The organism is Solwaraspora sp. WMMD791 (genome assembly GCF_029581195.1).
Classification (GTDB): domain Bacteria; phylum Actinomycetota; class Actinomycetes; order Mycobacteriales; family Micromonosporaceae; genus Micromonospora_E.
Map to the genome: position 1 here is coordinate 6,822,856 of NZ_CP120737.1, position 26,178 is coordinate 6,849,033.

The 26,178-nt window shown below is 72.7% G+C and carries 25 protein-coding genes; 10 read left to right on the forward strand and 15 right to left on the reverse strand.

All coding sequences use genetic code 11. The features are described 5' to 3' along the window. The first annotated feature begins 57 nt into the window (after positions 1–57). Positions 58–750 (forward strand): response regulator transcription factor, encoded by a 693-nt coding sequence (locus O7623_RS30825; RefSeq protein ID WP_282226425.1) that lies wholly within the window; start codon positions 58–60, stop codon positions 748–750. A 95-nt stretch (positions 751–845) separates the two neighbouring features. Further along, positions 846–2,057 (forward strand): HAMP domain-containing sensor histidine kinase, encoded by a 1,212-nt coding sequence (locus O7623_RS30830; protein ID WP_282229665.1) that lies wholly within the window; start codon positions 846–848, stop codon positions 2,055–2,057. Between the two features lie 138 nt (positions 2,058–2,195). Here the strand turns inward: O7623_RS30830 and O7623_RS30835 are convergent, their stop codons facing one another. Both O7623_RS30835 and O7623_RS30840 read right to left on the reverse strand, forming a co-directional pair. Beyond that, complete coding sequence (locus tag O7623_RS30835; protein ID WP_282226426.1) at positions 2,196–4,265, reverse strand: 3-hydroxyacyl-CoA dehydrogenase NAD-binding domain-containing protein; 2,070 nt, start codon at positions 4,263–4,265, stop codon at positions 2,196–2,198. After that, a complete protein-coding gene (locus O7623_RS30840; protein ID WP_282226427.1) occupies positions 4,265–5,479 on the reverse strand; it encodes an acetyl-CoA C-acyltransferase in 1,215 nt (404 codons plus the stop codon). Before O7623_RS30840 ends, O7623_RS30835 begins: the two co-directional genes overlap by 1 nt. 245 nt (positions 5,480–5,724) lie before the next feature. On the opposite strand from O7623_RS30840, the gene galE reads away from it, so the two are divergent. Next, a complete protein-coding gene (galE, locus tag O7623_RS30845; protein WP_282226428.1) occupies positions 5,725–6,726 on the forward strand; it encodes a UDP-glucose 4-epimerase GalE in 1,002 nt (333 codons plus the stop codon). A 120-nt stretch (positions 6,727–6,846) separates the two neighbouring features. Here galE and O7623_RS30850 read toward each other — a convergent pair whose 3' ends face one another. Next, complete coding sequence (locus O7623_RS30850) at positions 6,847–8,103, reverse strand: ribonuclease D (protein ID WP_282229666.1); 1,257 nt, start codon at positions 8,101–8,103, stop codon at positions 6,847–6,849. Between the two features lie 297 nt (positions 8,104–8,400). Between O7623_RS30850 and O7623_RS30855 the strand changes: the two genes are divergently transcribed. Then, complete coding sequence (locus O7623_RS30855; RefSeq protein WP_282226429.1) at positions 8,401–9,633, forward strand: S1C family serine protease; 1,233 nt, start codon at positions 8,401–8,403, stop codon at positions 9,631–9,633. Positions 9,634–9,681: 48 nt separating this feature from the next. Here O7623_RS30855 and O7623_RS30860 read toward each other — a convergent pair whose 3' ends face one another. Then, on the reverse strand, positions 9,682–10,254 hold the full coding sequence (locus tag O7623_RS30860; RefSeq protein WP_282226430.1) for a DUF3000 domain-containing protein: 573 nt from the start codon (positions 10,252–10,254) through the stop codon (positions 9,682–9,684). A gap of 180 nt (positions 10,255–10,434) precedes the next feature. Here O7623_RS30860 and hemE point away from each other — a divergent pair, with 180 nt between their 5' ends. The 4 genes from hemE to O7623_RS30880 all read left to right on the forward strand — a co-directional run bounded on the left by hemE (position 10,435) and on the right by O7623_RS30880 (position 14,207). Continuing rightward, entirely contained in the window at positions 10,435–11,511 is a 1,077-nt protein-coding gene (gene hemE, locus O7623_RS30865; RefSeq protein ID WP_282226431.1) for a uroporphyrinogen decarboxylase, read from the forward strand. Between the two features lie 72 nt (positions 11,512–11,583). Beyond that, a complete protein-coding gene (hemG, locus tag O7623_RS30870) occupies positions 11,584–13,014 on the forward strand; it encodes a protoporphyrinogen oxidase (RefSeq protein WP_282226432.1) in 1,431 nt (476 codons plus the stop codon). Further along, complete coding sequence (hemQ, locus tag O7623_RS30875) at positions 13,011–13,715, forward strand: hydrogen peroxide-dependent heme synthase (protein ID WP_282226433.1); 705 nt, start codon at positions 13,011–13,013, stop codon at positions 13,713–13,715. Before hemG ends, hemQ begins: the two co-directional genes overlap by 4 nt. A gap of 117 nt (positions 13,716–13,832) precedes the next feature. After that, the gene (locus O7623_RS30880; RefSeq protein WP_282226434.1) at positions 13,833–14,207 is read left to right on the forward strand and encodes a hypothetical protein; all 375 of its coding nucleotides are present in this window, start codon (positions 13,833–13,835) and stop codon (positions 14,205–14,207) included. A 95-nt stretch (positions 14,208–14,302) separates the two neighbouring features. Here the strand turns inward: O7623_RS30880 and O7623_RS30885 are convergent, their stop codons facing one another. The 3 genes from O7623_RS30885 to msrB form a co-directional block, all read right to left on the reverse strand. Next, positions 14,303–14,842: a GNAT family N-acetyltransferase gene (locus O7623_RS30885; protein ID WP_282229667.1), complete on the reverse strand. Its 540-nt coding sequence runs from the start codon at positions 14,840–14,842 to the stop codon at positions 14,303–14,305. A 38-nt stretch (positions 14,843–14,880) separates the two neighbouring features. Next, positions 14,881–15,141 carry a Prokaryotic metallothionein gene (locus O7623_RS30890; protein WP_282229668.1) on the reverse strand — a complete coding sequence of 87 codons (261 nt, stop codon included), beginning with the start codon at positions 15,139–15,141 and terminating at the stop codon, positions 14,881–14,883. A gap of 128 nt (positions 15,142–15,269) precedes the next feature. Next, positions 15,270–15,710 (reverse strand): peptide-methionine (R)-S-oxide reductase MsrB, encoded by a 441-nt coding sequence (gene msrB, locus O7623_RS30895; RefSeq protein ID WP_282226435.1) that lies wholly within the window; start codon positions 15,708–15,710, stop codon positions 15,270–15,272. A gap of 75 nt (positions 15,711–15,785) precedes the next feature. On the opposite strand from msrB, the gene ligD reads away from it, so the two are divergent. Then, on the forward strand, positions 15,786–16,829 hold the full coding sequence (ligD, locus tag O7623_RS30900; RefSeq protein ID WP_282226436.1) for a non-homologous end-joining DNA ligase: 1,044 nt from the start codon (positions 15,786–15,788) through the stop codon (positions 16,827–16,829). A 60-nt stretch (positions 16,830–16,889) separates the two neighbouring features. On the opposite strand, the gene O7623_RS30905 is transcribed toward ligD, so the two are convergent. The 3 genes from O7623_RS30905 to O7623_RS30915 form a co-directional block, all read right to left on the reverse strand. Then, on the reverse strand, positions 16,890–18,488 hold the full coding sequence (locus O7623_RS30905) for an alpha/beta hydrolase (protein WP_282226437.1): 1,599 nt from the start codon (positions 18,486–18,488) through the stop codon (positions 16,890–16,892). Beyond that, entirely contained in the window at positions 18,485–19,570 is a 1,086-nt protein-coding gene (locus O7623_RS30910; protein WP_282226438.1) for an ATP-dependent DNA ligase, read from the reverse strand. Before O7623_RS30910 ends, O7623_RS30905 begins: the two co-directional genes overlap by 4 nt. Positions 19,571–19,674: 104 nt before the next feature. Continuing rightward, a complete protein-coding gene (locus O7623_RS30915; protein ID WP_282226439.1) occupies positions 19,675–20,688 on the reverse strand; it encodes a class I SAM-dependent methyltransferase in 1,014 nt (337 codons plus the stop codon). 138 nt (positions 20,689–20,826) lie between these two features. Here O7623_RS30915 and O7623_RS30920 point away from each other — a divergent pair, with 138 nt between their 5' ends. Next, complete coding sequence (locus tag O7623_RS30920; RefSeq protein WP_282226440.1) at positions 20,827–21,357, forward strand: DUF1990 domain-containing protein; 531 nt, start codon at positions 20,827–20,829, stop codon at positions 21,355–21,357. 42 nt (positions 21,358–21,399) lie between these two features. On the opposite strand, the gene O7623_RS30925 is transcribed toward O7623_RS30920, so the two are convergent. The 5 genes from O7623_RS30925 to O7623_RS30945 all read right to left on the reverse strand — a co-directional run bounded on the left by O7623_RS30925 (position 21,400) and on the right by O7623_RS30945 (position 26,157). Further along, the gene (locus O7623_RS30925; RefSeq protein ID WP_282226441.1) at positions 21,400–22,335 is read right to left on the reverse strand and encodes a DNA-3-methyladenine glycosylase 2 family protein; all 936 of its coding nucleotides are present in this window, start codon (positions 22,333–22,335) and stop codon (positions 21,400–21,402) included. Between the two features lie 67 nt (positions 22,336–22,402). Further along, entirely contained in the window at positions 22,403–23,326 is a 924-nt protein-coding gene (locus O7623_RS30930) for a Pecanex-like protein 1 (protein ID WP_282226442.1), read from the reverse strand. A 276-nt stretch (positions 23,327–23,602) separates the two neighbouring features. Further along, positions 23,603–24,301 (reverse strand): hypothetical protein, encoded by a 699-nt coding sequence (locus O7623_RS30935; RefSeq protein WP_282226443.1) that lies wholly within the window; start codon positions 24,299–24,301, stop codon positions 23,603–23,605. Between the two features lie 285 nt (positions 24,302–24,586). Continuing rightward, complete coding sequence (locus O7623_RS30940; protein WP_282226444.1) at positions 24,587–25,465, reverse strand: zf-HC2 domain-containing protein; 879 nt, start codon at positions 25,463–25,465, stop codon at positions 24,587–24,589. After that, positions 25,462–26,157: a sigma-70 family RNA polymerase sigma factor gene (locus tag O7623_RS30945; protein WP_282226445.1), complete on the reverse strand. Its 696-nt coding sequence runs from the start codon at positions 26,155–26,157 to the stop codon at positions 25,462–25,464. The genes O7623_RS30940 and O7623_RS30945 overlap by 4 nt, the downstream gene beginning before the upstream one ends. Positions 26,158–26,178 lie beyond the last annotated feature (21 nt).

The following is a 26,178-nucleotide window of genomic DNA, read 5'->3' on the forward strand; positions in this document are numbered from 1 at the left end:
ACGCAGGCTTAACACCCGGGCACGCAGGGTGGGTACCGACGGTGACAGGAGGCGGTCGTGCGGGTGCTGGTGGTCGAGGACGAACGGCACCTCGCCGACGCGATCGTGCGTGGGCTGCGGCGGCAGGGGATGGCGGTCGACGTTGCCTACGACGGCACCGTCGGCCACGAGATGGCCTTCGTGACCCGCTACGACGTGGTGGTGCTCGACCGGGACCTGCCCGGCGTACACGGCGACCAGATCTGCGCCGACCTGGTCAGCTCCGGGGCGCTCACCCGGGTGCTGATGCTCACCGCCAGCGGCGCCGTCGCCGACCGGGTCGAAGGGCTGCAGCTGGGGGCCGACGACTACCTGCCGAAGCCGTTCGCCTTCACCGAACTCGTCGCCCGGGTGCAGGCCCTCGGTCGGCGGGCCACCCCGCCGGCCCCGCCGGTGCTGGCCGTGGGCAACCTGACCGTGGACCCGGCCCGGCGGGTCGCCACCCGCGACGGTACGCCGGTCGACCTGACCCGCAAGGAGTTCGGTGTCCTGGAGGAGCTGGTCAAGGCACGCGGCGCGGTGGTCTCCAGCGAGGAACTTCTGGAGCGGGTCTGGGACGCCAACACCGACCCGTTCACCACGACCGTACGGGTGACGGTGATGACGCTGCGTCGCAAGCTCGGTGATCCGCCGTTGATCGAGACGGTGGTCGGCGCGGGTTACCGGGTCACCGGAGTGGACACCCCGGCCGGGGCCGAGGTGCACCGGTGACCCCGCCCGGCGGCGGCGTACCGCCCGGCGGCGCACCGGCGGTCGGTGCCGGCGTGCCCGACCGGGCGGGCACGGAACACCCCCGGTGGCGGCAGTTGCGCGCTGGTCTACGCTCGCCCCGGCCGACGCTGCGGCTGCGGCTCACCCTGTTCAACGGGGTGCTGCTGGTCGGCGCGCTGTCGGCCTTCGTGCTGCTCTCCTGGTTGCTGGTGACCGACGCGCTGCGGCCGGCCGAGCACCTGGCCCCGGGTACGGTGGTGGTGCTCACCGACGGGCGGGAGCTCGACGCCGCCACGTGGCAGGACCAGATCGCCGACCAGGCTTCCCGGGAACTGCTGGCCAAGGCCCTGGTCGCGTTGGTCGCGATCAGCGCGGTCGGGGTGCTCGGCGCGTACGCCGTGGTCGGCCGGGCGTTGCGTCCGCTGCAACAGGTGACCTCGACCGCTCGCCGGCTCGGTGAGCAGACGTTGGACCAGCGGATCCGCTATGCCGGTGCCGGGGACGAGGTGGCGGAGCTGGCGGCGACCTTCGACGACATGCTGGACCGGCTCAGCGCGGCGTTCGAGGCGCAGAAACGGTTCGTCGCCAACGCCTCCCACGAGCTGCGGACACCGCTGGCCGTGATGCGTACCGAGGTCGACGTGACGATGGCCGACGACACCGCCGACGTGGCCGAGTACCGGCGGATGGCCACGGTGGTGCGCGACGCCTCCGAGCGGGCCAACGGGCTGGTCGACGCGTTGCTGGTGCTGGCCAGCAGCGAGGCGCAGTCCGGGCGGCGGCTGGTCCGCAAGGTGCCGGCGGACCTGTCCGACGGGGTCTGCGCGGCGTTGTCGGCCATGCAGGTGGAGACCCGCCGGCTCAAGCTGGACGTGCGGACCGCGCTGGATCCGGCGGTGGTCGTCGGGGACCCGAGTCTGCTGGAGCGGCTGGCCGGCAACCTGATCGAGAACGCGGTCCGCTACAACCACCTGCACGGGCGGCTGTGGGCCCGCACCGGCAGCCACGGACCGCACGTGTACCTGCTGGTCGGCAACACCGGATTCGAGGTGGACCAGGCTGACGTACCGGGCCTGTTCGAGCCGTTCCGGCGGGGTGGTCGGGAGCGCACCGGAGCCCGCGGCTCCGGGCTGGGGCTGTCGATCGTCCGGGCGGTGGCGGCCGCGCACGGTGGCACGGTGTCGGCAGTGGCCCAGCCCGGCGGCGGCCTGGAGGTCACGGTGACCCTGCCGGCCGCCGACGACGCGCCAGGCATGGCTGGCGCACCGGGTGACGCCGCCGGCCCCCGGGCGGTGCGCGCCGGCTGATCGGCGTCGCGCCTTGGCCGGTCCACCGGTGGCGCCGGCGGGCTGATCGTCGCACCGCCGGCGCGACGGGTGGTCGCACCGGCGGTGCGGCGGCACGGCGGCGGGTCGGGTGTGGCCCGCGCCGTACGGCGGGTGGGGTCAGGCCGGCAGGCTGGCCACTCCGGCCGGCAGGAACCGGCGGCCGGTGACCCGTTCGGCGGTGCCGGTGCGGTCCAGGTACGGGGTGATACCGCCGAGGTGGAACGGCCATCCCGCACCGAGCAGCAGACACAGGTCGATGTCGTGTGGTTCGGCGACGACGCCCTCGTCGAGCATCAGCCGGACCTCCTGCGCCAGCGCGTCCAGTGCCCGCTGCCGGACCTGCTCGGCCTCCAGCGGCTGCGACCCGACCACCAACAGCTCGGCGATCGCCGGGTTGATCTCGTCGTCGACCATCAGCGGCAGCCCGGACTCGGCGATCCGCCGCAGGTTGTCGCTGACCGCGAACCGGTCCGGGTACGCGGCGTGCAGCGTACCGGCGACGTGGTGGGCGACCGGCGGGCCGACCAGTTGCAGCAGGGCCAGTGGCCGCATCGGCAGCCCGAGCGGGTCCAGCGCGCTGTCGGCGACGGCCGGCGGGGTGCCGGCGTCGACGGCGGCGAAGATCTCTCCCAGGAACCGGGTCAGCAACCGGTTGACGACGAACGCTGGCGCGTCGCTGACCAGGACGCAGGACTTGCGTAGCTGCTTGCCGACGGCGAACGCGGTGGCGAGGGTGGCGTCGTCGGTCCGCTCGCTCCGGACGATCTCCAGCAGCGGCAGTACGGCGACCGGGTTGAAGAAGTGGAAGCCGACGACCCGCTCGGGGTGGGCCAGCTCGGCCGCCATCTCCGAGACCGACAGCGACGAGGTGTTCGTCGCCAGGATCGTCTCCGGGGAGACGATCGCCTCCACCTCGGCCCACACCTGCTTCTTGACCTTGAGGTCCTCGAAGACGGCCTCGATGACGAAGTCGGCGTCGGCGAAGGCGGCCTTGTCGACCGAGCCGCTGACCAGGGCCAGCAGCTTGGCGGCGGTCCCGGTGTCCATCCGCCCCTTGCCGACCTGCTTCTCGATCTCAGCGTGCACGTAGCCCACGCCGGCGTCGACCCGGGCCTGGTCGAGATCGGTGAGGACCACCGGCACCTGCAGCCGCCGGGCGAACAGCAGCGCCAGTTGGGACGCCATCAGGCCGGCACCGACAATGCCCACCTTGGTCACCGGCCGGGCCAGCTCCGCCGACGGTGCACCGGCCGGCCGCTTCGCCCGTCGCTGGACCAGATCGAAGGCGTACAGCCCGCTGCGCAGCTCCGGGGAGACGATCAGGTCGGCCAGCGCCTCGTCCTCGGCGGCGGTGCCATCGGCGAACGGGGTCTCCTTGGCCAGGGCGAGCAGGTCCAGGGCCCGGTACGCGGCCGGCACGGCGCCGTGCAGCCGCTGGTCGAGCTGGTGGCGGGCAAAGTAGAGCACGCCGTCCCACATCTCCCGGTCGATCTCCGGGCGGGTGACGGTGATCTCGTCGCGGACGACGGCCGCCGCCCACTCCAACGAGCGCTCCAGGAAGTCCGCCGGTTCCAGCAGGATGTCGGCGATGCCCATGTCGGCGGCCTGCTTCGGCTTGAGCATCTTGTTCTGCATCAGCGGGTTCTGGATGATCACCTGCGCGGCGGCCGGGATGCCGATCAGGTTCGGCAGCAGCTGGGTGCCACCCCAGCCGGGGATCAGTCCGAGGGAGACCTCCGGCAGCGCCAGCGCGGCGGCGCCACCGGACAGCGTCCGGTAGTGGCAGTGCAGGGCCAGCTCCAGGCCCCCGCCCATGGCGGCGCCGTTGACGAAGGCGAAGGTCGGCACCGCACTGTCGCGCAGCCGGGCGAAGACCTGGTGGCCGAGGCGGCCGATCTGCAGGCCCTGGTCGCGGCTGGTGACCATCGGCATGGCGGTCAGGTCGGCGCCCACACAGAAGATGTACGGCTTGCCGGTGATCGCGACGAAGGCGGGTTCGCCGGCCAGCGCCTCGGTGATCGCGGCGTCCAGGCTGGCCAGTCCGGCCGGCCCGAGGGTGTTGGGCTTGCGGTGGTCCAGGCCGTTGTCCAGGGTGATCAGCGCGGCCGGTCGGTCCAGGCCGGGTACCCTCACCTGGCGTACCAGGGCCTTGGTGACCAGTTCCTGGGGGTTCTCCAACGCCGCCATCAGTTGCCGCCCTCCTGCTGCTGCGCCGAACCGGTCCAGGCCGGGTTCTCCCAGATGACCGTGCCGCCCATGCCGATCCCGATGCACATCGCGGTGACGCCGTAGCGCACCTCGGGGTGCTCGGCGAACTGCCGGGCCAGCTGGGTCATCAGCCGTACGCCGGACGACGCCAGCGGGTGCCCGATCGCGATGGCGCCGCCCCACGGGTTGACCCGGGGGTCGTCGTCGGCGATGCCGAAGTGGTCGAGGAAGGCGAGCACCTGGATCGCGAAGGCCTCGTTGAGCTCGAACAGGCCGATGTCGTCGATGCTCAGCCCGGCCAGTCGCAGCGCCTTTTCGGTCGACGGGATCGGCCCGACCCCCATCACCTCCGGCTCGACGCCGACGAAGCCGTACGAGACCAGCCGCATCGCGACCGGCAGGCCCAGCTCCCGGGCGACGTCCTCGGCGGCGATCAGGCTGGCGGTGGCGCCGTCGTTGAGCCCGGCGGCGTTGCCGGCGGTCACCCGACCGTGCGGCCGGAACGGGGTCTTGAGGGTGGCCAGCTTCTCCAGCGAGGTCTCCCGGGGAGCCTCGTCGACGGTGGCCAGCCCCCAGCCGGTCTCCGGGTCGCGGATCGCCACCGGGACCAGGTCGGGCTGCAGCTTGCCGTTGGCGTACGCCTTGGCGGTCTTGATCTGCGAGGCCAGCGCGTACGCGTCGGTGCGCGCCTTGGTGATGCCGGGTACGCGGTCGTGCAGGTTCTCCGCGGTGGCCCCCATCACCAGGGCGGACGGGTCGACCAGCTTCTCGGCGAGGATGCGGGGGTTCGGGTCGACCCCTTCACCCATCGGGTGCCGGCCCATGTGCTCGACCCCGCCAGCGACGGCGACGTCGTAGGCGCCCATGGCGATGCCGCCGGCGACCGAGGTGACCGCGGTCATCGCGCCGGCGCACATCCGGTCGATGGCGAAGCCGGGTACGGTCTTGGGCAGCCCGGCGAGCAGGGCGGCGGTGCGGCCGATGGTCAGCCCCTGGTCGCCGGTCTGGGTGGTGGCGGCGATCGCGACCTCCTCGACCCGGTCGGGGGGGAGTTGCGGATTGCGCCGCAGCAGCTCGCGGATGCAGCGGATGACGAGGTCGTCGGCGCGGGTGTGGGCGTACATCCCGCCGGCCTTGCCGAACGGGGTGCGGACGCCGTCGACGAAGACGACATCCCGGACTTCACGCGGCACGATGGGCCTCCTTGGCGGGCCGGGGTACGCGGGGCAGACCTCAATGCTACTTGTCGGTAACTATCGCACGTGGGGCGACCCGGTGTGGTCCGGGCCACACCGGGTGCCCCAGGTGTGGGTCCATCCCACTCGGGTAGCCTGTTGCCACTCGCACGGGCCCAACCGGACAGCACGCCCCGATCGTCGCGAACCGGTTGCCGGGGGCGGACCGCCGACCGGCCCGACCGACACGGAGGAGACGCGCGGTGAAGGTTCTGATCGCGGGGGGCGCGGGTTTCATCGGCTCCACGATCGCTTCCGCCTGCCTGGACGAGGGCCATGTGCCCGTGCTGCTGGACAACCTGGTGACCGGGCGCATCGAGTTCACCCGCGACCGGATCTTCTACCAGGGCGACATCGCCGACGGGGAGCTGGTCGACCGGGTCTTCGCCGACCACCCGGACATCGACGCCGTGGTGCACGCAGCCGCGCTCATCGTGGTCCCCGAGTCGGTCGCCGAGCCGCTGCGCTACTACCGCGAAAACGTCGCCAAGTCGATCGACTTCATCGAGCACGTGGTCCGCAACGGTGCCCAGCGGTACCTGTTCAGCTCGTCGGCGTCGATCTACCGGCCCGGCGAGGACTTCTCCGTCGACGAGTCCTCGGCGTTGGAGCCCACCAGCCCGTACGCCCGGACCAAGGCCGTCATGGAGATGTTGCTGGCCGACTGCGCCGCCGCGCTGCCGCTGCGGGCACTGTCGCTGCGCTACTTCAACCCGATCGGCGCGGATCCGCAGCTGCGGACCGGGCTGCAGATCCGTCAGCCCACGCACGTGCTGGGGCGGCTGATCACTGCGGTCGAGACCGGTGCCGAGTTCAGCATCACCGGCGTGGACTGGCCCACCCGCGACGGCTCGGGCATCCGCGACTACATCCACGTCTGGGACCTCGCCCGGGCCCACGTCCAGGCGCTGAACCGGTTCGACGAGATCCTGCCGCCCGGTGCCGACCAGCGCTACGACGTGCTCAACCTCGGCACCGGCGACGGCACCACCGTCCGCGAGTTCGTCGAGGCGTTCCGCTCGGTCGTGGACCGGCCGTTGCGGGTCAGCGTCACCGGCCCTCGGCCGGGGGACGCCGCCGGCTCCTACACCCGCAGCGTGCGTGCCCGGCAGCTGCTGGACTGGAAGCCGGAGCTGTCGATCGCCGACGGAATCCGACACTCGTTGGCCTGGTCGGCCAAGCGTGACGAGGTGCTCGGTAGCTGACCGGCCGAGTCGGGCCACTGACCGGCCGAGTCGGGTCACTGACCGGCGCGGTCCGGGCGACCGGGCCGACCGGCACCGGCGGGTGACCCGTCTACCAACCAGGTCACCCGTGCCGCCAGGTCACCCCTGTGGTACGCGCAGCGCCGTGGTCAGCTCGGCGACGATCAGCGACACCTGCCAGGCGCGGGCGCCGAACCCCCGCAACGTGGCCGCCACCGACTCCTCGTCGAGATCCTCCGGCGGGGTCCAGGCCAGCCGGCGGATCGAATCCGGTGCGATCAGGTTCTCCGGCGGCAGCACATGCGCCGCCGCCGTGCGCACCACGACCTCCCGGCAGCGCGCCAGCCTGGCCGCCGCCACCGGGTCGCGCTCCGCCCAGCGGTGCGGGGGCGGCGGCCCGTCCAACACGGGGGTCACCGGCAACGCGTCGTCGGGTAGCTCCCGGGCGGTGGCCAGCGCGTCCAGCCAGATGCGGGCCAGTCGGCGGACCGACCGGCCGTTGAAACCGGACAGCGCCAGCAGCGCCCGTTCGTCACGGGGATCCAGCTCGGCGGCCGCGACGATCGCCGCGTCCGGCAGCACACGGCCAGGTGCCGAGTCGCGGCGGGCGGCGATCTCGTCCCGGGCGTACCACAGGGCCCGTACCCGTGCCTGGGCCCGCGCACCGCGGACCCGGTGGATACCGGAGGTACGCCGCCAGGGTTCGGCCCGGACCTTCGGCGGCTGGCTGCCCCAGGCGACCAGCGCCGCGAACTCCTCGGCCGCCCAGTCCCACTTGCCCTGTCGCCGCAGCTCCGCCGCGAGGACGTCGCGCAGGTCGGTGAGCAGCTCGACGTCCAGCGCCGCGTAGGTCAGCCAGGACTCCGGCAGTGGCCGGGTCGACCAGTCGGCTGCGGAATGGTGCTTCTCCAGCGAGAACCCGAGCAGGGCCTCGGTCAGCGCCGCCAGGCCGACCCGTTCGAAGCCGGCCAGCCGGGCGGCCAGCTCGGTGTCGAACAACCGGCGCGGCCGCAGCCCGAGATCGGCCAGGCAGGGCAGGTCCTGGCTGGCGGCGTGCAGCACCCACTCGGTGTCGGCGATGGCCGCGTCCAGGGTGGCCAGGTCCGGTAACGGCAGCGGGTCGATCAGCGCCGTACCGGCTCCGGCCCGGCGCAACTGCACCAGGTAGGCCCGTTGGCTGTAGCGGTATCCGGAGGCGCGTTCGGCGTCGACGGCGACCGGCCCGGTCCCGGCGGCGAAGCGGTCCACGACCTCGGCGAGGGCGTCGACGGTGGCCACCGGTGCGGGAGTGCCGTCGCGGGGAGCGGTCAGCGGTACGGGCCCGTCGGTCGGAGCGGAGGGAACCCCTGCGACCTCGGACGCCGCCGGTCGCTCCAGCGGGTGGTGCGGCTCGCTCCCTGCTGGGCGTTGCGCGGTCCGACGGCGCAGGGGGGATTCGTCGGTCACCTGACAACCCTAGTGCCCGGCCTGCCGCCGACGACGCCAGGTCCGCCCGGCGCGTCGGCCCGCCGACCGCGGGCGTCCCCGTCGGCGCCGTGCCGGGCGGTCACCGCGGGCAATCAGGTGATCTCGGCGCACGGGGTGACGACAAATACCGTACTGCCCGGTACGGTCGTATCGCCGCTTCGGGCGGCAGGTGGGCCGGCTGCCGCAGTGGAGGAGAGGCTGCCAAGGATGACCAGTGGGTACAACGCGCCCTTCGCGCCTGGTCCGGAGTCGACGAGTCCGGAGCCGACAACCCCGCAGCTGCCCCGACCGGAGCCGACGAACGCGCCGCTGCCCGGTCCGCGTCACGCCGCACCCGCCACGCCTCCGGCGTTCGCACCGGGGGAGCCGCTGACGGGTCGGTCAGACAGCACGCCGCTACCGTCACGGGCCGGTCCGCCGCCGTGGCACACCGGCCCGCCCGCCGCCGCCCCGGACCCGTCGGCCGCGGCAGACCCGCTGACTGCCCCGGGCCGGGCGACCGCACCAGCCCAGCCGGGTGCGCCGCAACCGCCGACCGTACCGGGCTGGTCGGGCGCACCGGTCACCTTCGCCGCGCCGGCCCCGAGCGAGTTCACCTCGGCGGGCAGCGACAAACCCGGTTCGTGGGCCCCACCGGCGGACCAGCTGCGCCGGGTCGCACCACCTCGACGTGGCTGGCTGGCCGGCACCGCGCTGCTGCTGACGCTGGCGCTGGCCGGGGCCGTCGGATTCCAGGGCTACCAGATCCACCAGCTGACCGGTCGGCTCGCCGACGCCGACCAGCGGCTGGCCCAGGCCCAGGGCGCCGACGCCGAGCGGTTCGACCTGGTCGAGTCCCGTACCGGTGAGTTGGAGCGCGCGGTCGGCGCGGCCTTCAACCCCGAGGCGATCGCCGAGTCGGCGCTGCCCAGCGTGTTCCGCGTCGCCGCCGGCCGGTTCACCGGAACCGCCTTCGCCGTGGGCCCGGCCGGATCCGACGGCACCGACCTGCTGACCAACTACCACGTCGTCGAGTCGAGCTACCTGGCCGGCAACCGCCGGGTCTTCCTGGAACGTGACGGGCAGCGGATCGAGGCGGCGATCGTCGCGGTGGACGACGAGATCGACGTCGCCCAGCTGCGCACCACCGAGTCGTACGCCGGGCTCGAGGCGGCGGTCGAGCCGGTCCGCTCCGGTCAGCAGATCGTCGTGGTGGGTGCCCCGCTCGGGCTCGCCGACAGCGTCACCATCGGCGTGGTCAGCGCCTACCGGGAGGCCGACGACGGCTCGGGACCGGTCATCCAGTTCGACGCACCGATCAACCCCGGCAACTCCGGCGGCCCGGTGATCAACAGCAGCAAGCAGGTGGTCGGCATCGCCACCGCGAAGGCCCGCGACGCCGAAGGGATCGGGCTGGCGGTGCCGATCCAGACCGCCTGCGAGGCGTTCGACCTGTGCTGATCCGCGTCCGCCCTGGGCGGGCGCGGGGCATGGCTGGGCAGCTGCCGGTCAGGCCGCGCCGGCCGGCCACCGGCCCGGCAGTACGGCCACCCCCGGGGGCGGCAGCCCGGCGGTGGACGCCAGCAGGTCACACCAGGCCAGCAGGTGGGCGCCGAGCGCGGTGGTGAGCGGGGTCCAGGAGGCCCGGATCTCGATGTCGCCGCCGGCCGGCTGACCGGCGAGCTCACCGAACCGGGTCGAACAGGTCTGGGTCACGGTGCCGCCGAGCGCGGTGTACGTCGCACCGTGCGCGTCGAGGCCGTCGGTCAACCAGGTCCATCCGACGCTGGGTAGCAGCGGATCGGCGACCAGGTCCACCTCGAGGTCGGCGGTGACGTAGGTCACCAGCCGCAGCGTGCCCTGCCAGGCGTCGTGCCCGGCCGGATCGTGCAGCAGGACCAGCCGACCGGTGGCGACCTCCTCGGCCGACCGCAGCACCGTGGCGCTCAGCGCGAACGCGTACGGTGCGAGCCGTTGCGGCGCACCGACCTCCTCGACCTGGATCTCCTGACGTGGAGTGGCCGCGCGCAGTCCGGCGACGGCGCGGTGGAACGCCTCGGGCAACGCGGTAAGGGGGGCCATGACCGCAGCCTAGGCCGAACCCCGCGTCGGATGGGGCCCGGCACGCCGGTACCGCGCCGGTGCCACGCCCGATCGCCGGTGCCCCGCCCGATCGCCGGTGCCCCGCCCGATCGCCGGTGCCACGCCCGATCGCCGGCGTCGCCGCTGATCGCCCAGGCAGTCGTGGCACGATTGGCGCCGATGACCACGACGACATCGGGCGACACCGCCCCGCACGCCGCGTCCGCCACACCGGCCGACTCCGTCTTCGTCCAGGCCTGCCGGGGCGAACCCGTACCGCACACACCAGTGTGGTTCATGCGCCAGGCCGGCCGGTCGTTGCCGGAGTACCGCGAACTGCGCAGCGGGACCGGCATGCTGCAGGCCTGCCGGCAACCAGAACTGGTCGCCGAGATCACCCTGCAGCCGGTCCGCCGGCACGGCGTGGACGCCGCGATCCTGTTCAGCGACATCGTCGTACCGGTGGCGGCGGCCGGCGTCGAGTTGGACATCGTGGCCGGCACCGGACCGGTCATCGCCGACCCGGTCCGCAGCGCCGCCGACGTGGGGCGGCTGCGCCGGATCAGCCTCGACGACGTCGGCTTCGTCGACGAGGCGGTCCGGCTGCTCGTCGCCGAACTCGGCGCCACCCCACTGATCGGCTTCGCCGGGGCGCCGTTCACCCTGGCGAGCTACCTCGTCGAAGGCGGGCCGTCGCGGACCCACGCCCGCACCAAGGCACTGATGTACGCCGACCCGGAGACCTGGCACGCGCTCTGCGCGCGGCTCGCCGAGATCACCGTGGAGTTCCTGCGGGTCCAGGTCGCCGCCGGAGCGTCGGCGGTGCAGCTGTTCGACTCGTGGGCCGGGGCGCTGTCCGAGGCCGACTACCGCCGCTACGTCCTGCCGCACTCGGTGACGGTGCTGCACTCCCTCGCCGACGCCGGAGTGCCCCGGATCCACTTCGGGGTCGGCACCGCCGAGCTGCTCGGCGCCATGGCCGAGGCCGGTGCCGACGTGGTCGGAGTCGACTGGCGCACCCCGCTGGACGCCGCGACGGTGCGCGTCGGCCCGGACCGGTCGGTGCAGGGCAACCTCGACCCGTGCCTGCTGCTGGCGCCCTGGCCGGTGATCGAGACCGAAGTCCGGCGGGTGCTGGCCGAAGGCCTGGCCGCGCCCGGCCACGTGTTCAATCTCGGCCACGGCGTACTGCCGGAAACCGACCCCGAGGTGCTGACCCGGGTGGTCGAGCTGGTGCACACCGTGTCGGCCCGCTGAGCGCGGCGCGACAGGTCACAACACGGCAAGGTGGTCGGCGACCCCGCCGGCCCGGGGTGGCAAGGTGGCGGTATGCAGCAACCGTGGCGGATAGCCGTGGTGGGTGGCGGGATCGCCGGGCTGGCCGCGGTGTTGCGGCTGCGCGAGCGTTGTCCGGCCGGCACCCGGGTCATGCTCTTCGAACAGTCCGGTGAACTGGGCGGCAAGCTGCGTACCGGGCAGTTCGCCGGGCTGGCGGTGGAGCGCGGCGCCGAGGCGTTCCTGATGCGCGACCCGGCCGGTGGGGACTCCGCGGCACTGGCACTGGCCCGCCGGGTCGGCCTCGGCGACCAGTTGGTGCATCCGGCGGTCGGCCAGGCCGCCCTGGCCATCGGTGGGCAGCTGCGCCCGCTGCCGGGCGGGACGCTGATCGGCGTACCCGGTGATCCTGCCGCCATCGCGGCGGTGGCCCGCGCCGACGAGACCCGCGACCCTGACGACGGTCGGCCGTTGCTCGGCCCGCACGCCGACGTCGCGGTCGGCGAGCTGGTCCGTCGTCGGCTCGGCGACGACGTCGTCGAACGGCTCGTCGATCCGATGCTCGGCGGGGTGTACGCCGGCCGCGCCGACACGTTGTCGCTGGCGACCACGATCCCCGGGCTGGCGGCCGCCGCCCGCCGGGAGCACACCCTGCGCGCGGCGGTACGGGCAGCGCTGGCGGCCCGACCGCCCGCCGCCGGCGCACCAATCTTCGCCAGCATCGACGGTGGACTGAGCCGGCTGGTGGCCGCCGTGGGGCAGGCGGCGACCGTCGACGGCGGCCCGGTCGACGTCACGTTGCGCACCGGTGCCACGGTGCGGGAGCTGGCGGCGACGTCGACGGGGTGGCGGCTGGTGGTCGGACCGACCCGCGGTGCCGAGCGGATCGACGTCGACGCGGTCGTGCTCGCGGTGCCGGCCCGGCCGGCCGCCCGGTTGCTCGCGGCGGTCGACGCGGCCGCGGCCGTCGGCGTCGGCGCCCTGGACTACGCCAGCATCGCCCTGGTCACCCTGGCGCTGCCCGATCCCGACCTGCCCGAGCTGTCCGGTTTCCTGGTGCCGGCGACCGAAGGCACCACGACGAAGGCGGCCACGTTCTTCAGCACCAAATGGGCCCACCTGCGCCGGGCGGACGGGCTCGCCGTGGTGCGGGCCTCCGTCGGCCGCTACGGCGACGAGCAGCTGCTGCAGCGCGACGACGACGAACTGGTCGCCACCGTGCACGCCGAGCTGGGCCGGTTGTCCGGGGCACGGCTGCCGGCCGTCGCGCAGTCGCACGTGCAGCGCTGGGGCGGCGCGTTGCCGCAGTACCCGCCGGGGCACCTGGACCGGGTCGCGGCGGCCCGGCGGTCACTGCGCGACGCACGGCGGGGGCTCGCGCTGGCCGGTGCGGCCTTCGACGGGATCGGCATCCCGGTGTGCGTACGGTCCGGCGAGAACGCCGCCGACGAGATTGTCACCACCCTGGAGGGAGTACGCCGATGAGCGGCGAGCAGAGCAACGCGGCCCGGCTGCGGGAGCTGAACGCGACGATCCAGTACACGATGTGGTCGGTGTTCCGCGTCGCCGAGCGGTTGCCGGCATTGCGTGACGGGCTGATCGGTGAGGTCGAGTCGCTGATCGACGAGCTGACCGCCAAGGGCGTCACGGTACGCGGTACCTACGACGTCGCCGGGCTGCGCGCCGACGCCGACATCATGATCTGGTGGCACGCCGCCGACAGCGACGACCTGCAGGACGCGTACGGGCGCCTGCGCCGTACCGCACTGGGTCGCCATCTCGTCCCGGTCTGGTCCCAGATGGCACTGCACCGACCGGCCGAGTTCAACAAGAGCCATGTGCCGGCGTTCCTGGCCGGCGAGGAGCCCCGGCCGTACATCTGCGTCTACCCGTTCGTCCGGTCGTACGAGTGGTACCTGCTGCCGGACGCCGAGCGTCGGGCGATGCTGGCCGAACACGGCCAGATGGCCCGCCCCTATCCGGACGTACGGGCCAACACGGTTGCGTCCTTCGCACTCGGTGACTACGAGTGGCTGCTCGCCTTCGAAGCCGACGAACTGCACCGGATCGTCGACCTGATGCGGGACCTGCGCGCCTCGTCGGCCCGCCGGCACGTCCGCGAGGAGGTGCCGTTCTTCACCGGCCGGCGGCGCCCGGTCGCCGATCTGGTGAACAACCTGCCCTGATCGGGTTGGTGAGCCGGCCACGGTGGGTACCAGGAACGTGCCCCCCGAGGTTGGTCGGCCGACCGGGCCGTACCGACCGGACCGGAGAACCACTCATCTGATCCGGAGGAGGGCACGATGAGTACGCAAGCTCCGACCCGCGACACCGCCATGAACCGGCCGATGATGGACCAGCAGTCCACCACCGCCACCCGGATGGGCGACATGAACGCCGGGATGCGGCCGGCCGTGGCACCGGGCACCGAGACCAAGTCGGCCTTCAAGAGTACGGAGTTCTACGTCTACCTGATCGCCGTGGTCGGCGTACTGCTGGCTTCCCAGGTCGTCAACGCCGACATCGACGGCGTGCAGGGCACGGCCGGTGCCGGGGATCCCTTCCCCGCCAGTACCGCCTGGTGGTACGTGGCGCTGCTGACCATCGGTTACGTCGTCAGCCGTGGTCTGGCCAAGGCCGGTAGCGCGTGGCGCAACTCCGGCGAGCGGCACCACTGACCCTCGGGTCGGTCCTGCCGAGCAGGGGCCGGCGGCTGTGGTGGACGGCACCGTCCACCCGGCCGCCGGTCACTCTGCGTGTCGCAGGCCGTACGTCACTGCGCGTGCCGCGACCGCCGCCCACCGGGTGGCCGACGCATCGGCACGTGCGGGATGCCGTCCTCGACGTACTCCGGGCCCGCGACGACGAATCCGTGCCGGGCGTAGAGGGCGGTCAGATGGGCCTGGGCGTCGAGGACACACGGCTGGTCACCGGCGATCGCCAGGGCGGCCTCGATCAGCCTGCCGCCGTGGCCCCGGCCGCGTTCGTGAGCAGCCACCGCCACCCGGCCGATCCGACGGACCCGACCACCGCCTGCCGTGCCGTGCGGTTCGGCCGTGCTCGCGTCCGGTTCCGCCGGGCTCGGGTCCGGTTCGGCCGTGCTCGCGTCCGGTTCGGTCAGCAGGCGCAGGCAGGCGATCACCGCGCCGGCCCGGGCCAGCCACAGCTGCAGGGTCTGCGGCTCGACGTCGCGACCGTCCAGCTCCGGGTATGCGCACTCCTGCTCCACGACGAAGACGTCGACCCGGAGTTTCAACAGCTGGTAGAGGGTGACCGGATCGAGCTCGGCGGTATGCGCGACATGCGAGGTCAGGTCGGGTTCGGCGGGCACGCCGAGAGATGATACGCCGATCAGCCGGGTCGGCTGCCGACCGCGTCACGTACCTGCGCGCCGGTCTCCTGGTCCACCGCGCGGGCGCAGTGCGCACAGCAGAAGAACCGCCCCGACACCTCGACGCCGTGCCCGACGATCTTGCACTGGCAGTGCTCGCAGATCGGTGCCAGAAGCTGGATCGCGCACTCGAACGAGTCGAAGGTGTAGGTGTCCCCGCTCACGGTCCGGATGTCGAACGCCATCCAGTAGTCGTTGCCGCAGACCTCACAGGTCGCCATCGTGTCCCCCAAACGTCGGCCTCCTCGCAGCGTGCGTCATCGGCCGTGGCGGGGCGGTGCAAACCGGGAAAAAAACCCACCGAGCGGCCTCAGACACGTCGGTGACCGGCCGCCGGCGGGGGCCGCGGTCAGGCCGGCTCGAGCCGCAGCGCCACCGAGTTCATGCAGTACCGGGCGTTCTTCGAGGTGTACCGCTCGCCGTCGAAGCGGTGGCCCAGGTGCGAATCACAGGTCGCGCAGCGCACCTCGGTACGCACCATGCCGTGCGACCGGTCCTCGATGTAGCGCACCGCGCCGGGCAGCGCCTCGTCGAAGCTCGGCCAGCCACAGTGCGAGTCGAACTTGGTGTCGCTGGTGAACAGCGGTGCGTCGCAGGCCCGGCAGTGGTACGTACCGACCGTGGTGGTCTCGACGTACTCGCCCGACCAGGGCCGTTCGGTGCCGGCCTGACGCAGCACCCGGAACTCCTCGGGGTTCAACCGGGCCCGCCACTGCTCGTCGGTGCGCGGCAGGTCGTCGGTCCGGGGCCGGTCGCCGGGACGGGGCAGGTCAACCTTGTCGTCGGTCATACCCTCCACGGTACGGCGGTCGCCGCCCGGACGCGTCGGCTCCCGAACCCGCGCCCGCTGCCTTAAGGTCGGCGTATGGCTGGCACGAGCCGCGGTACCCGGTCGTCGGCGACCACCGTCGAGGTGGCGGGCCATCAGGTGCGCCTGAGCAGCCCGGACCGGGTCTGTTTCCCCGGGCCGGGCTACACCAAGCAGGACGTGTTCGACTACTACCTGGCCGTCGGCGACGGGATCATGCGGGCGCTGCGGGACCGCCCGACGACCCTGCAACGCTTCCCGGACGGCGTCGACGGGGAGATGTTCTATCAGAAGCGGGTGCCGGCCCGGGGCGTGCCGCCGTGGCTGCGTACCGCCGAGATCGCCTTTCCCAGCGGTCGGACCGCCGACGAACTCTGCCCTGCCGACCTGGCCCACGTCGCCTGGGCGGCGCAGATGAGCACCGTGGTGTTCCACCCCTGGCCGGTGCGCGCCGCCGACGTGGACCGGCCGGACGAGCTGCGGATCGACCTCGACCCGCAGCCGGGCACCGATTTCGTCGACGCGGTCGCCGCCGCGGGCGAGGTGCGTGCCCTGCTCGACGAACTCGGCGCGGTCGGCTACCCGAAGACCTCCGGCGGCCGGGGAGTGCACGTCTACCTGCGGATCGTGCCCCGCTGGTCGTTCGCCGAGGTACGCCGGGCGGTGATCGCGTTCGCCCGCGAGGTGCAGCGCCGCCGCCCCGACCTGGTCACCACCTCATGGTGGAAGGAGGAACGCGGCGAGAAGGTCTTCATCGACTACAACCAGATGGCCCGGGACCGCACCATCGCCTGCGCCTACTCGCTGCGCGCCAACAGCCGCGCCACGGTCTCCACCCCGGTGACGTGGGACGAGTTGACCGAGGTGGAGCCGGACGACTTCGATCTGCGGACGGTGCCGCCCCGACTGGCCGAGCGGGGCGACCCGCACGCCGGTATCGACGACACGCCGTGGGACATCGGGCCGCTGCTGGAGTGGGCCGACCGCGACGAGCGGGACGGCCGGGGCGGGGACCTGCCGTACCCGCCGGACCATCCGAAGATGCCCGGCGAACCGCGGCGGGTCCAGCCCTCGCGGGCCCGGCCGGACCCGGCCGGCTGACCTGCGGCACCGCCCGGCCGAAACCGGGCCGGCGTGCCGGGACCCGGTCGGGGCGCCGGCTCAGGCCGGGCAGCGCAGGCCGTCGGCGGGCACCGTCAGATCGATCAGGTACGCGTCGACCGTCGCCGCCACACACCGTGCGTGCGGGTACGCGGTGTGCCCGTCACCTTCCCAGGTCACCAGCACGCCGCTGCCCAGCAGCTCGGCGAGTCGAGGGGCCTGCTCGTACGGGGTCGCCGGATCCCCGATGGTGCCGATCACCAGGATCGGTGGGGCACCGGCCGCCGCGCCGACCGGGTACGGGTCGGCAGCGGTCGGCCATTGCGCGCAGGCCAGCAGACCGACCGCCAGCGCCGGGCCGAACCGGGGGTGCTCCTGGCGCCACTGCTGCTGCAGCGCGCGGATCTGCGTCGGGGGCAGCGGCATCTCGGCGTCGGCGCAGTTGATCGCCAGGTTGGCGGCGAACAGGTTGTCGTAGCCGCCGTCGGCGTCCCGGCCGGTGTACCCGTCGGCCAGGGCGAACACCGGTGCCGGGTCGCCGTCGCGCAGCGCGGCCACCGCACGGGCCAACCGTGGCCAGCCGCTGTCGTCATAGAGCGAGGCGACCACGGCGTAGAAGATCCATCCGGGGGTCGTCGACCGGCCGTCGACCGACGTCACCGGATCCGTGCGGGCCCGGTCGACGGCGTCGTCGAGCGTGCCGGCGGGATCGGTGCTGATCGGGCAGGCCGCCGGGGTGGCGGCGCACCACCGGACGAACGCGTCGAAGGCACGTTCGAAGCCGGCGGCCTGGCCGAGTGAGCCGGCCACCGGATCCTGCTGCGGATCGATCGCGCCGTCGAGAACCAGCGCGCGGACCCGGTCCGGGAACAGGTGGGCGTAGGTGGCGCCCAACAGGCTGCCGTACGAGTAGCCGAGGTAGGTGAGTCGCTCGTCGCCGACGGCGGCCCGGACCGCGTCAAGGTCCCGGGCGGTCTGATGGGTGGAGAAGGCGGCGAGCCGGTCGCCGTGGCGGGCCGCGCAGTCGGCCGCGATCCGCCGACTCACGTCGGCGGCGGCGGCGAAGGCGGCATCGTCGTGGGGATCCGGGTCGGCGCCGAAGACGGCGTCCCAGTCCGCGTCGGCCCCACAGTCGACGCCGGCCGAGCGGGCCACCCCACGCGGGTCGAAACCGACCACGTCGAACCGGTGCATCACCGCGTCGGGCAGGCCGCCGGAGCGTTCGCCGAGGGCCAGCCGCGCGGCGGCGTCCACCCCGGACACGCCCGGACCACCGGGATTGACCACGAGCGCGCCGATCCGGTCCCGCTGCGCGGTGGAACGCGCCCGTAGCAGTGCGAGGGGCAGGGTCCCGGCGGCCGGGCCGGCCGCCCAGTCGACCGGTACGTCGAGCGTGGCACAGTCGTAGCGCAGGTCGTCGCGGACCTCGCCGGACCATTGGCGGGCAATCTCGGGGCAGGGCCGCCAGTGCAGCCCGGTCGTGTCGTCGGCACCCGGTCGGCTCGACCCGGCCGGCGGTGCCGCGCCAGGGCCGTCGGCCCTGGTGCAGGCGGTGAGCCCGGCCACGACCAGGGTGAGTACGGCGGCGACGACGGGCAGCCGACGGTGGTGCCGACGCGGGGGTGGACCCTGACGCGGGGGGTCGGCGCGCCGGGTCACCGTGGACCAGTGGGGTCGCCGGCCAGGACCCGGTCGACGTCGAACCGCACCGGCCGGACGAGCTGGTCGTAGCGGCACGAGGCGGGATCGCGATCCGGGCGCCAGCGCAGGAACCGTGCGGTGTGCCGGAACCGGTCGCCCTCCATCGCGTCGTAGCCGACCTCGGCCACCCATTCGGGTCGCAGCGGCTGCCATTCGAGGTTCTTGCCGCCGCTCCACCGACTCGGTGCTCCCGGCACGCGCTGCCCGGAGGCCTCGTCACCGCCGACCCATGGATGTTCGGCCGGGGTGGTACGCAGCGGTGCCAGCTCCTCGACCAGCTCGGCCCGCCGAGCCGCGGTGAACGACGCGCAGACCCCGACGTGGTGCAGCGTGCCAGTGTCGTCGTAGAGACCCAGCAGCAGCGAACCCACCACCGGGCCGGACTTGTGCCAGCGGAATCCGGCCACGACCACATCGGCGGTACGCCCGTGCTTGACCTTGAACATCGACCGTTTGCCCGGTTCGTACTGCAGCTCGGCCGGTTTGGCGATCACCCCGTCGAGGCCGGCGCCCTCGAAGATGTCGAACCACTGCCGGGCGGTCGCCGGGTCGGTGGTGACCGGGGTCAGGTGCATCGGCCCGGTGACGGTGGCCAGGGCGTCGGTCAACCGTTCGCGTCGGACCCGGAACGGCTCGTCGAGCAGGGCAGTGTCGTCGAGGGCGAGCAGGTCGAAGGCGACGAAGGAGGCCGGGGTCTGCTCGGCGAGCAGCCGGACCCGCGACGCCGCCGGGTGGATACGCTGCCCGAGCAGGTCGAAGTCCAGTCGTGACCGGCCCGCGTCCGGGCGGATCACGATCAGCTCACCGTCGACGACGACCCGGGGTGGCAACTGGGCCAGTGCCTGGGTGATCACTTCCGGGAAGTACCTGGTCAGGGTCTTGCCGCCACGGCTGGCCAGCTCCACCTCGGTGCCGTCGCGGAAGATGACGCACCGGTAGCCGTCCCACTTGGGCTCGTAGCTGAGCCCGTCGGCGACGGGTAGCGTGGTGACCGGCCTGGCCAGCATCGGCTCGATCGGGCAGGGGATCGGCAGCTTCACCGGACCAGTGAACCATTCCGGTCCGACGGTCCGGGCCCCGTCGCGGCCGGCGATTCCGGCCGGGCCGTCACCGGCGGTCCCGTCTCGCGGTCACGGCCGTCTCGTCACCGGGAACGCCGCCACACGTCGCGTACCCGCCGGAACACCGGCCGGACCGGACGGGCCAGCCAGGGCATCCGGCGGGCGGCCTTGCGGTACATCGGGACGGTGGCGGCGCGCAGTTCCTCCCGTACGGTCTTGAGTTGCCGTTTCGTGCGGTCGAGCTCGGCGCGGCTGGACCGCAGCTGCTCCTCGAGCTCGCTCAGCCGGGCGGTCGGAATGGTCGACATCGGCTCGTGCTCGAGGATCGGACCGGACTCGCCGTTCTCGCCGCGCACCAGCCAGGGTCGGTCGGCGTAGACGTCGACCTGATGTCCGGCGAGCGGTACGTCGGCCTTTTCCCGGGTCGCGGCGAAGTGCTCGGCGAACATCGCCCGGTACTGCTTGGCCTGCTCCACCGAGGTGGCGAGGACCAGCTTGTTGGGCACCAGGACGGCGGGCACCAGGCTGCCGCCGTGCTCGAGGTACCGGAAGAGGCCGGTGATCACACCGAGCCAGTGCCGGTTGAGGATGTCGTCGAGGACGACCATTCCTCGCTCGGTGACCGTCTGCTCGGCGATCCGAAGGTCGTTTTCGGTGATCTCGGTGGTGTGTCCGCCGTCGATGGAAAAGATCCGGAACCGGCGTCCGGGCGTGAGGAATCCGTTCTGTTCCAGCTCCAGGCTGGATGTCTGCAGGATGTCGACGTTGTCACCGACGCCGTAGGTCGCCAGGTTCTGTTCGAACGTGTCCCGGTCGCCGTACCCGGACTGGTCCACGTTCGCCGACTGGTCGCCGAACACGTCGATGGCGACCGCCCGCTGGTCCGCCGGCAGGGCGAGCGCGAGACAGAGGAACGACTTGCCGTGGTGGATGCCGATTTCGGCGACATCGCCGGTGATGCCGTCGGCGCGCTGCGCGGTCTCGATACCGCTCAGGTAGACGGCAGTCGAAGGGTTCAGCCAGCCGTGGACCCGATGGATGCCGGTGCGAAGGTAATTCGCCTTCGGATCGGGCAGGACCGGTGTGAGCGCCGTCATGTTGGGAGACCTTACCGCCAAATGTGGAAACATCAACGGGTCGTTGCGGGCACAATTCGAGGCGCGTACCGCATCGCGCACCGCCTGTCTCGACTGCTTGTCGACGGTGGCGGCAGGCACCCGAGAAAGGCGGACCGGATGTCAGGTTTCACCTATGCGCAGACCGGGGCCACCAGCCAGCTGCTGCGTACCGCCGAGGCCGGGCACCGGCACGGGCCGGCCCTGCCCGCCGGCTACCGCCACCTGCGCTACCGGACGGCGCTACGACCAGGCACCTTCGACCGCGCGGGCCGGGCCGTGCTCACCTGGCGGATGCACCGGGCCGTTGGGGCCCGGGTCGCCGCCTCGGCACCACGCGCCGATCCCGGCGTGCAGGTCACGGTCAGCCTCGGCGTGGGTCCGCTGCGGATGACCGCGCCGTGCGCGGTGGTGTGGGCGACCGACACCGCGGACCGGGCCGGGTTCGCCTACGGCACCCTCGACGGGCACCCCGCCAGCGGCGAGGAGGCCTTCCTGGTGGAGCGGGCCGGCGACCGTGTGTGGTTCTCCGTGGTGGCGTTCAGCCGACCGGTGGCACCGGCGATGCGGCTCGCCGGCCCGGTCGCGGTGGTGGCCCAGCATCTCTACGCCTGGCGGCTCGGTGTCGCGCTGCGTCGACTGACCCGCTGATCCGGTGCGGCCGGGCCGCGCCGAGGCCCTCCGCCGACGCGGTCAGAACCTCGCGAAGGACCGCAGTGGCGCGCGGGGGCCGAACCGGGGGGCCGCCAGGCCGGCCAGTTCCAGCAGCAGGCAGACCCGTCCCCGGTGACCACGGAACGGTTCCAGCAGGTCCAGCATCCGCTGGTCGTCGCCGCGTGCCTCGCCGGCCAGCGCCCAGGCCACCGTGTTCGGCAGGTGGAAGTCCCCGACGCTCACCGCGTCCGCCGCGCCGAAGGCGACCCGGACCACCTCGGCGGCGGTCCACGGGCCGATCCCGGGAAGGCTCGTCAGCCGACCGGTCGCGGTCGACGCGTCGACGCTGGCCTCCAGCCGGTCTGCCACGGCCGCCGCCCGGCGCAGGGTCTGCGCCCGGCGCTGTTCGATGCCGAGCGGGTGGAACTTCCAGTACGGGGTCGTCGCGATGACCGCCGGATCGGGGGTGACCCACATGCCGGGTGCCGGCCCGGGGGCCGGTGTCCCGAAGGCGCGTACGGTGGCGGCGTACCCGCGGTAGGCCTCGACTCCGGTCACCTTCTGTTCCAGGACGGCCCGTAGTACCCGGGCGAACACCGCGCCGGTCGCGGGCAGGCGGACCCCGGCGTAGCGGCGGGCCAGGGCGTGCACCACCGGGTGGTGTCGAGCGAGCGCCCGGAATCCGTCGACGTCGTCGCGGAGCCCGGCGACCGCGTCGGCGATGTCGACGACGTCGGCTGCGCCGGGGCCGTGTCCGGTGGCGATCAGCTCGCCGCCGCGCCGGTGCAGCGCGAGGGCCGCCGGGCCGCTCGGCGTACGGGCGGTCCACCAGAATGTGTCCGCGTGCCAGCGGGCGCAGGGGTCGTACCGCCCCATCGCCAGCGGACGCACGGACATGGCCAGGTGGTAACCGTCCGGTGGCCGCAGGATTCGTTGCCGGCTCGCCGACCTGCCCACCTGCTCGTGCCCGACCATGACCGCCACTGTGCCAGCCGGTGTGGTGCGGGTGGTCACCGCCCCGGCGGCCACCCGCACTGGGCACCTACCGGGTGACCAGCACCCGGACCACGTCGAAGGCGGGGATCTGGTTGGCCCGCTGCATCATCGGCACCCGGTGGGAGCCGTCGCCGGCCCAGGACGCGCACTGCGCCACTCCAGGGCCGGGCAGGCCCGGAACCTCGACGGTGACCTCGTCGGCATCCGCACCGCCCCGGCCGTCCTCGGTGGCCACGAAGAACGCCGGCACCGGTCCGGGCTGCGGTGCGGTGCGGTTGCTGGTGAGCATCCGACAGGCGGTGTGGAAGTGCCCCCTCGTCAGCCCGTCCTCGTTCAGGAACGAACTCTCCAGGTAGTAGCCACCCTGCCCGGCCGGCAGGAACCGGTCCCGGACCAGGTTGCGGGTGCTGATCCGCAGGGTGAAGGGCTCGTTCGACCGGACCCGGTCAGGCGCCGAAACGATCATGAGCTGGGGGTTGGTGTCGGCGTCGCCGACCTCGCCGAAGGCGGTGCTCACGCAGCGGTCGCCGACCTGGAATCCGTCGTGCGGCGGCAGGTCGCTGCCGGAGCAGTCGTCGCCGAGGATCTCCAGTGCTTCGGGGGTCGGCACGGCCGTGGCCGTGCCCTCGGCGGACGGCTGCGGACAGCCGTTTCGGCCGCCGGCCGGGCCCCGCTGGCCGTCGCCCCAGTGGTGCCGGACCCCGAACTCGTCCACGGTGGTGCCCGTGTCGGCCGGATCGGTCGATGCCGCCGGGTCCGGTGCGCTCTGACAGGCGACGGCACGGTCCCGTCGGTCCCGGTCGCGGTCCCGGTCCCGGTCGCCACGGGTCCCGGCGGCGGAGATCTGGGTCACGGCGACGACTCCGCCGAAGACCGCGAGCATCATGACCACCGCGATTACGCGGGTACGGGTGCTGCCGCGTCGGGCAGGTCGATCGTCGGTACGCCGTCGGCGCGGTGAACTGCTCACGTGATGCCACCTCTTTCATCGGACCCCGACGGAGGGCGTCCGGTGCAACGCGTCGGTGCTGCGATGTCTGTTCGCGGAGACCGACCGTACGAAGGTGACTCGATGACAGTCAACGAACCTTCCGGCAAATGCGAAACACTTAGGCGGCAATTAATGTCGATTTCAAGATTGCCGATGATGTGGCGTGCCGATGATGTGCGCACACAACGAGGCGGCGGCCGGCCGCGCCCTCCCTGGCAACGACCGGCCGCCGCGAATCACGGGCGCCGTGAGGTATCAGTAGTCGTAGTCGCCCGAGTCGCTGTCGGAGTCGGCGTCCTTGTCCGAGTCCTTGCTGTCGAGGCCCTTGATGTTGTCGCGGCCGTCGCCGTCCGGCACCGCGATCGGCTTCGGCGTGCCCTCCGGCAGGCATTCGAGGTTCTTCGAGCCGTCCGGCTGGACGACGAACCAGGTGCCACCGACGCCCTGGCCCTTCCAGTCGCCGGGCTTCTCGTCGCCCGCGTAGTAGTAGATCGGCCATCCGTCGATGGTCAGCTGCCGGGTGCCGTCGGGCCGGTTCACCGTACCGACCAGCTCCTCGTCCACGCCGGACAGGATCGGGTCGCCGTCGGTCAGGGCCGGCGGCCAGATCTTGGCGCAGTCGCCCTCGCAGTTCGACGCCGGCGGGTCGTCGGTGTCGTTCTCGAAGCGGTAGAGCAGCCAGCCGTCCTCGTCCGTGACGACGTTACCCATCTTGTCGACAGCCTTGCCGACCAGTTCCTTGGTGAGGTCCTCGTCGGCGACGTCGACGGCGACGTCATCGGTCTCGACCGGCTCGGGCGCGGCCGAAGCCTGCGCCGCGTTCGCCGCGTTGACGACCGGCTGGGCCTGAGCGCCGCCAAAGTCGTCCGGGTTGTAACCTGCCGGGGCGCAACCCGGCAACACGAGTGCCGCCAGCGCGCCTGCGACTATGACGGTCCGCTTTCCCAGTGCCACGTGCCCTCCCTCATTCGTCCACATCGGGCTTCATCTAGAGGTACGCACCATCAGCAGGATTGGATCGGCAATAGCGAGTGCACAATTTCACATGTGCTGGTTGAACCAGGTGATGCTCGGCTGCGTGTGGCCTGCTTCTGCGGTGCGGTCAGGCGGACCCGGCCGCCTGCCGATAATCAAAAAGCCGACAGCTCGTGGGTGTCCGGAGCGAATTCCGGACACCCACGAACTGTCGGCGTCACACCTGATTCTGTTGTCGATGCGGGAATGGTCGAGACCTCCCGGTCAGACCGGTACCGTCACGAGTGCCGTGGCCACGCCGGACTGGTCGACGGCCTGCACCTGGATCCGTTCGATGTCGTCGCGTGGTGCCGCGGTGGACGTCGTCAGCAACAGTGGGGCGGGCTGTTCGGGCGTGCCGTAACCGGTTTCCGGCACGGCCCAGGTGGAGAGCACCTCGGCGGTGCCGCTGGCCCGGATGACCACCAGCCGGCACTGCATCGGTCCCGGTACCCTGCGCAGCGCGAAGGACACCTGGGTACCCCACCCGGCCTCCTCCAGCACCACGTCCGCCTCCACGCCGGTGGTCGGGTCGACGGTGCTGAACTTCTCCCCGGTCACCTCCGGCCCGCCGACCCCGGACTGTGGACCGAGCGGGGACGGGCCGGCGGTGACCGACGTGCCACCATCGGCCTGCGGCACCGTGGTGGTGTCCGCGCCGAACCACTGCGCGCCGACCAGGAACGAGCCGCCGGTCAGGGTCGCCATCAGGACGAACCCGGCAGCGATCTGCGCCGGACGACTGGCCAGCAACCGTCGGCGGGAGCTACGGGCGCGGTCGAGCGGAAGGACCTGACCGTGGTCGCGGCGCCGGTCGGTGCCGGACTCGCCGCCGGCCCAGGCGGGCGGCGGCACGTCGTCGCCGCTGTCGGTCGCCCCACCAGGCAGGTCCACACCGGCGGGGCTGTGCGGAGGGAGGGCGGAACTGCCCTCCAGCTGACCGATGTCCACGGTAGACATCAATCCGACGATCGGGATCAGGGACTCGAGTTCGGCGGCGCAGGCCCAGCAACCCGCGAGGTGCTCCTCGAAGCGCTCCACGTCGTCGGCGTCGAGCGCGCCGAGGGCGTACGCCCCGACGTCCCAGTGTGCGGACCGTGTCATTCCGTTACCCCCCGCTGTTGCAGCGCCGTCCGCAGCGCACGTAGCGCGTAGTAGACCCGCGACTTCGCCGTACCCAGTGGCAGCCCCAGCTCCTGTGCCGCCTCGGGGACGGTGCGTCCCCGGAAGTACGTCTCGATCAGGATCTCCCGGTGCGGCTGGCTCAACGTCCGCATGGCGTCGGTCACCGTCATCTGACGCAGCACCTGATCGGTGCCGTCGGACTCGGCGAAACTCTCCAGGTCCCGGTCGTACTCCTCGGTCGGCCGGGCCTTCTCGCTGCGGTGGTCGTCGATGGCGATCCGCCGGGCGACGGTGACCAGCCAGGGGCGCAGCGACGCCTGCCCCTGGGCACCGAGCCGGTGGGCGTTGCGCCACGCCCGTAGCAGTGTTTCCTGGACGATGTCCTCGGCCCGCTGCCGGTCCCCCCCGGTCAGCCGGAGCACGAACCCCAACAGGGGTCGGGCGTGTTCGGCATACAGCGTGCGGACGAGATCGTCCCCGTGGCTGGACTCCGGCGTCCCGGCCTGGTGCCGGCTGCGTGCAGTCCGTGACGTCACCGGCTCATCATCGCGCTCGGCCGCCCTCCCGTCGATGGTCTGCCAACGTTGCATGGCCCTGATGGCTGGCGACCCGCTGCCGGTCACGCCTGGCCGGACCGTCTCCGCCTGCCAGCCGCTCGCGACCGCATACATCGCAGGACCTCCATCCGACGT

Excerpts from the sequence above, each read along its gene's own strand:
- O7623_RS30860 (WP_282226430.1), bottom strand. The coding sequence starts at position 10,254 with ATGGCCCCCCTTACCGCGTTGCCCGAGGCGTTCCACCGCGCCGTCGCC.
- O7623_RS30915 (WP_282226439.1), bottom strand. The coding sequence starts at position 20,688 with ATGACGGCGCTCACACCGGTCCTGCCCGATCCGAAGGCGAATTACCTT.
- O7623_RS30920 (WP_282226440.1), top strand. The coding sequence starts at position 20,827 with ATGTCAGGTTTCACCTATGCGCAGACCGGGGCCACCAGCCAGCTGCTG.
- hemG (WP_282226432.1), top strand. The coding sequence starts at position 11,584 with ATGCAGCAACCGTGGCGGATAGCCGTGGTGGGTGGCGGGATCGCCGGG.
- O7623_RS30940 (WP_282226444.1), bottom strand. The coding sequence starts at position 25,465 with ATGACACGGTCCGCACACTGGGACGTCGGGGCGTACGCCCTCGGCGCG.
- O7623_RS30945 (WP_282226445.1), bottom strand. The coding sequence starts at position 26,157 with ATGTATGCGGTCGCGAGCGGCTGGCAGGCGGAGACGGTCCGGCCAGGC.
- msrB (WP_282226435.1), bottom strand. The coding sequence starts at position 15,710 with ATGACCGACGACAAGGTTGACCTGCCCCGTCCCGGCGACCGGCCCCGG.
- hemQ (WP_282226433.1), top strand. The coding sequence starts at position 13,011 with ATGAGCGGCGAGCAGAGCAACGCGGCCCGGCTGCGGGAGCTGAACGCG.
- O7623_RS30880 (WP_282226434.1), top strand. The coding sequence starts at position 13,833 with ATGAGTACGCAAGCTCCGACCCGCGACACCGCCATGAACCGGCCGATG.
- O7623_RS30925 (WP_282226441.1), bottom strand. The coding sequence starts at position 22,335 with ATGGTCGGGCACGAGCAGGTGGGCAGGTCGGCGAGCCGGCAACGAATC.
- O7623_RS30855 (WP_282226429.1), top strand. The coding sequence starts at position 8,401 with ATGACCAGTGGGTACAACGCGCCCTTCGCGCCTGGTCCGGAGTCGACG.
- O7623_RS30835 (WP_282226426.1), bottom strand. The coding sequence starts at position 4,265 with ATGGCGGCGTTGGAGAACCCCCAGGAACTGGTCACCAAGGCCCTGGTA.
- O7623_RS30890 (WP_282229668.1), bottom strand. The coding sequence starts at position 15,141 with ATGGCGACCTGTGAGGTCTGCGGCAACGACTACTGGATGGCGTTCGAC.
- hemE (WP_282226431.1), top strand. The coding sequence starts at position 10,435 with ATGACCACGACGACATCGGGCGACACCGCCCCGCACGCCGCGTCCGCC.
- ligD (WP_282226436.1), top strand. The coding sequence starts at position 15,786 with ATGGCTGGCACGAGCCGCGGTACCCGGTCGTCGGCGACCACCGTCGAG.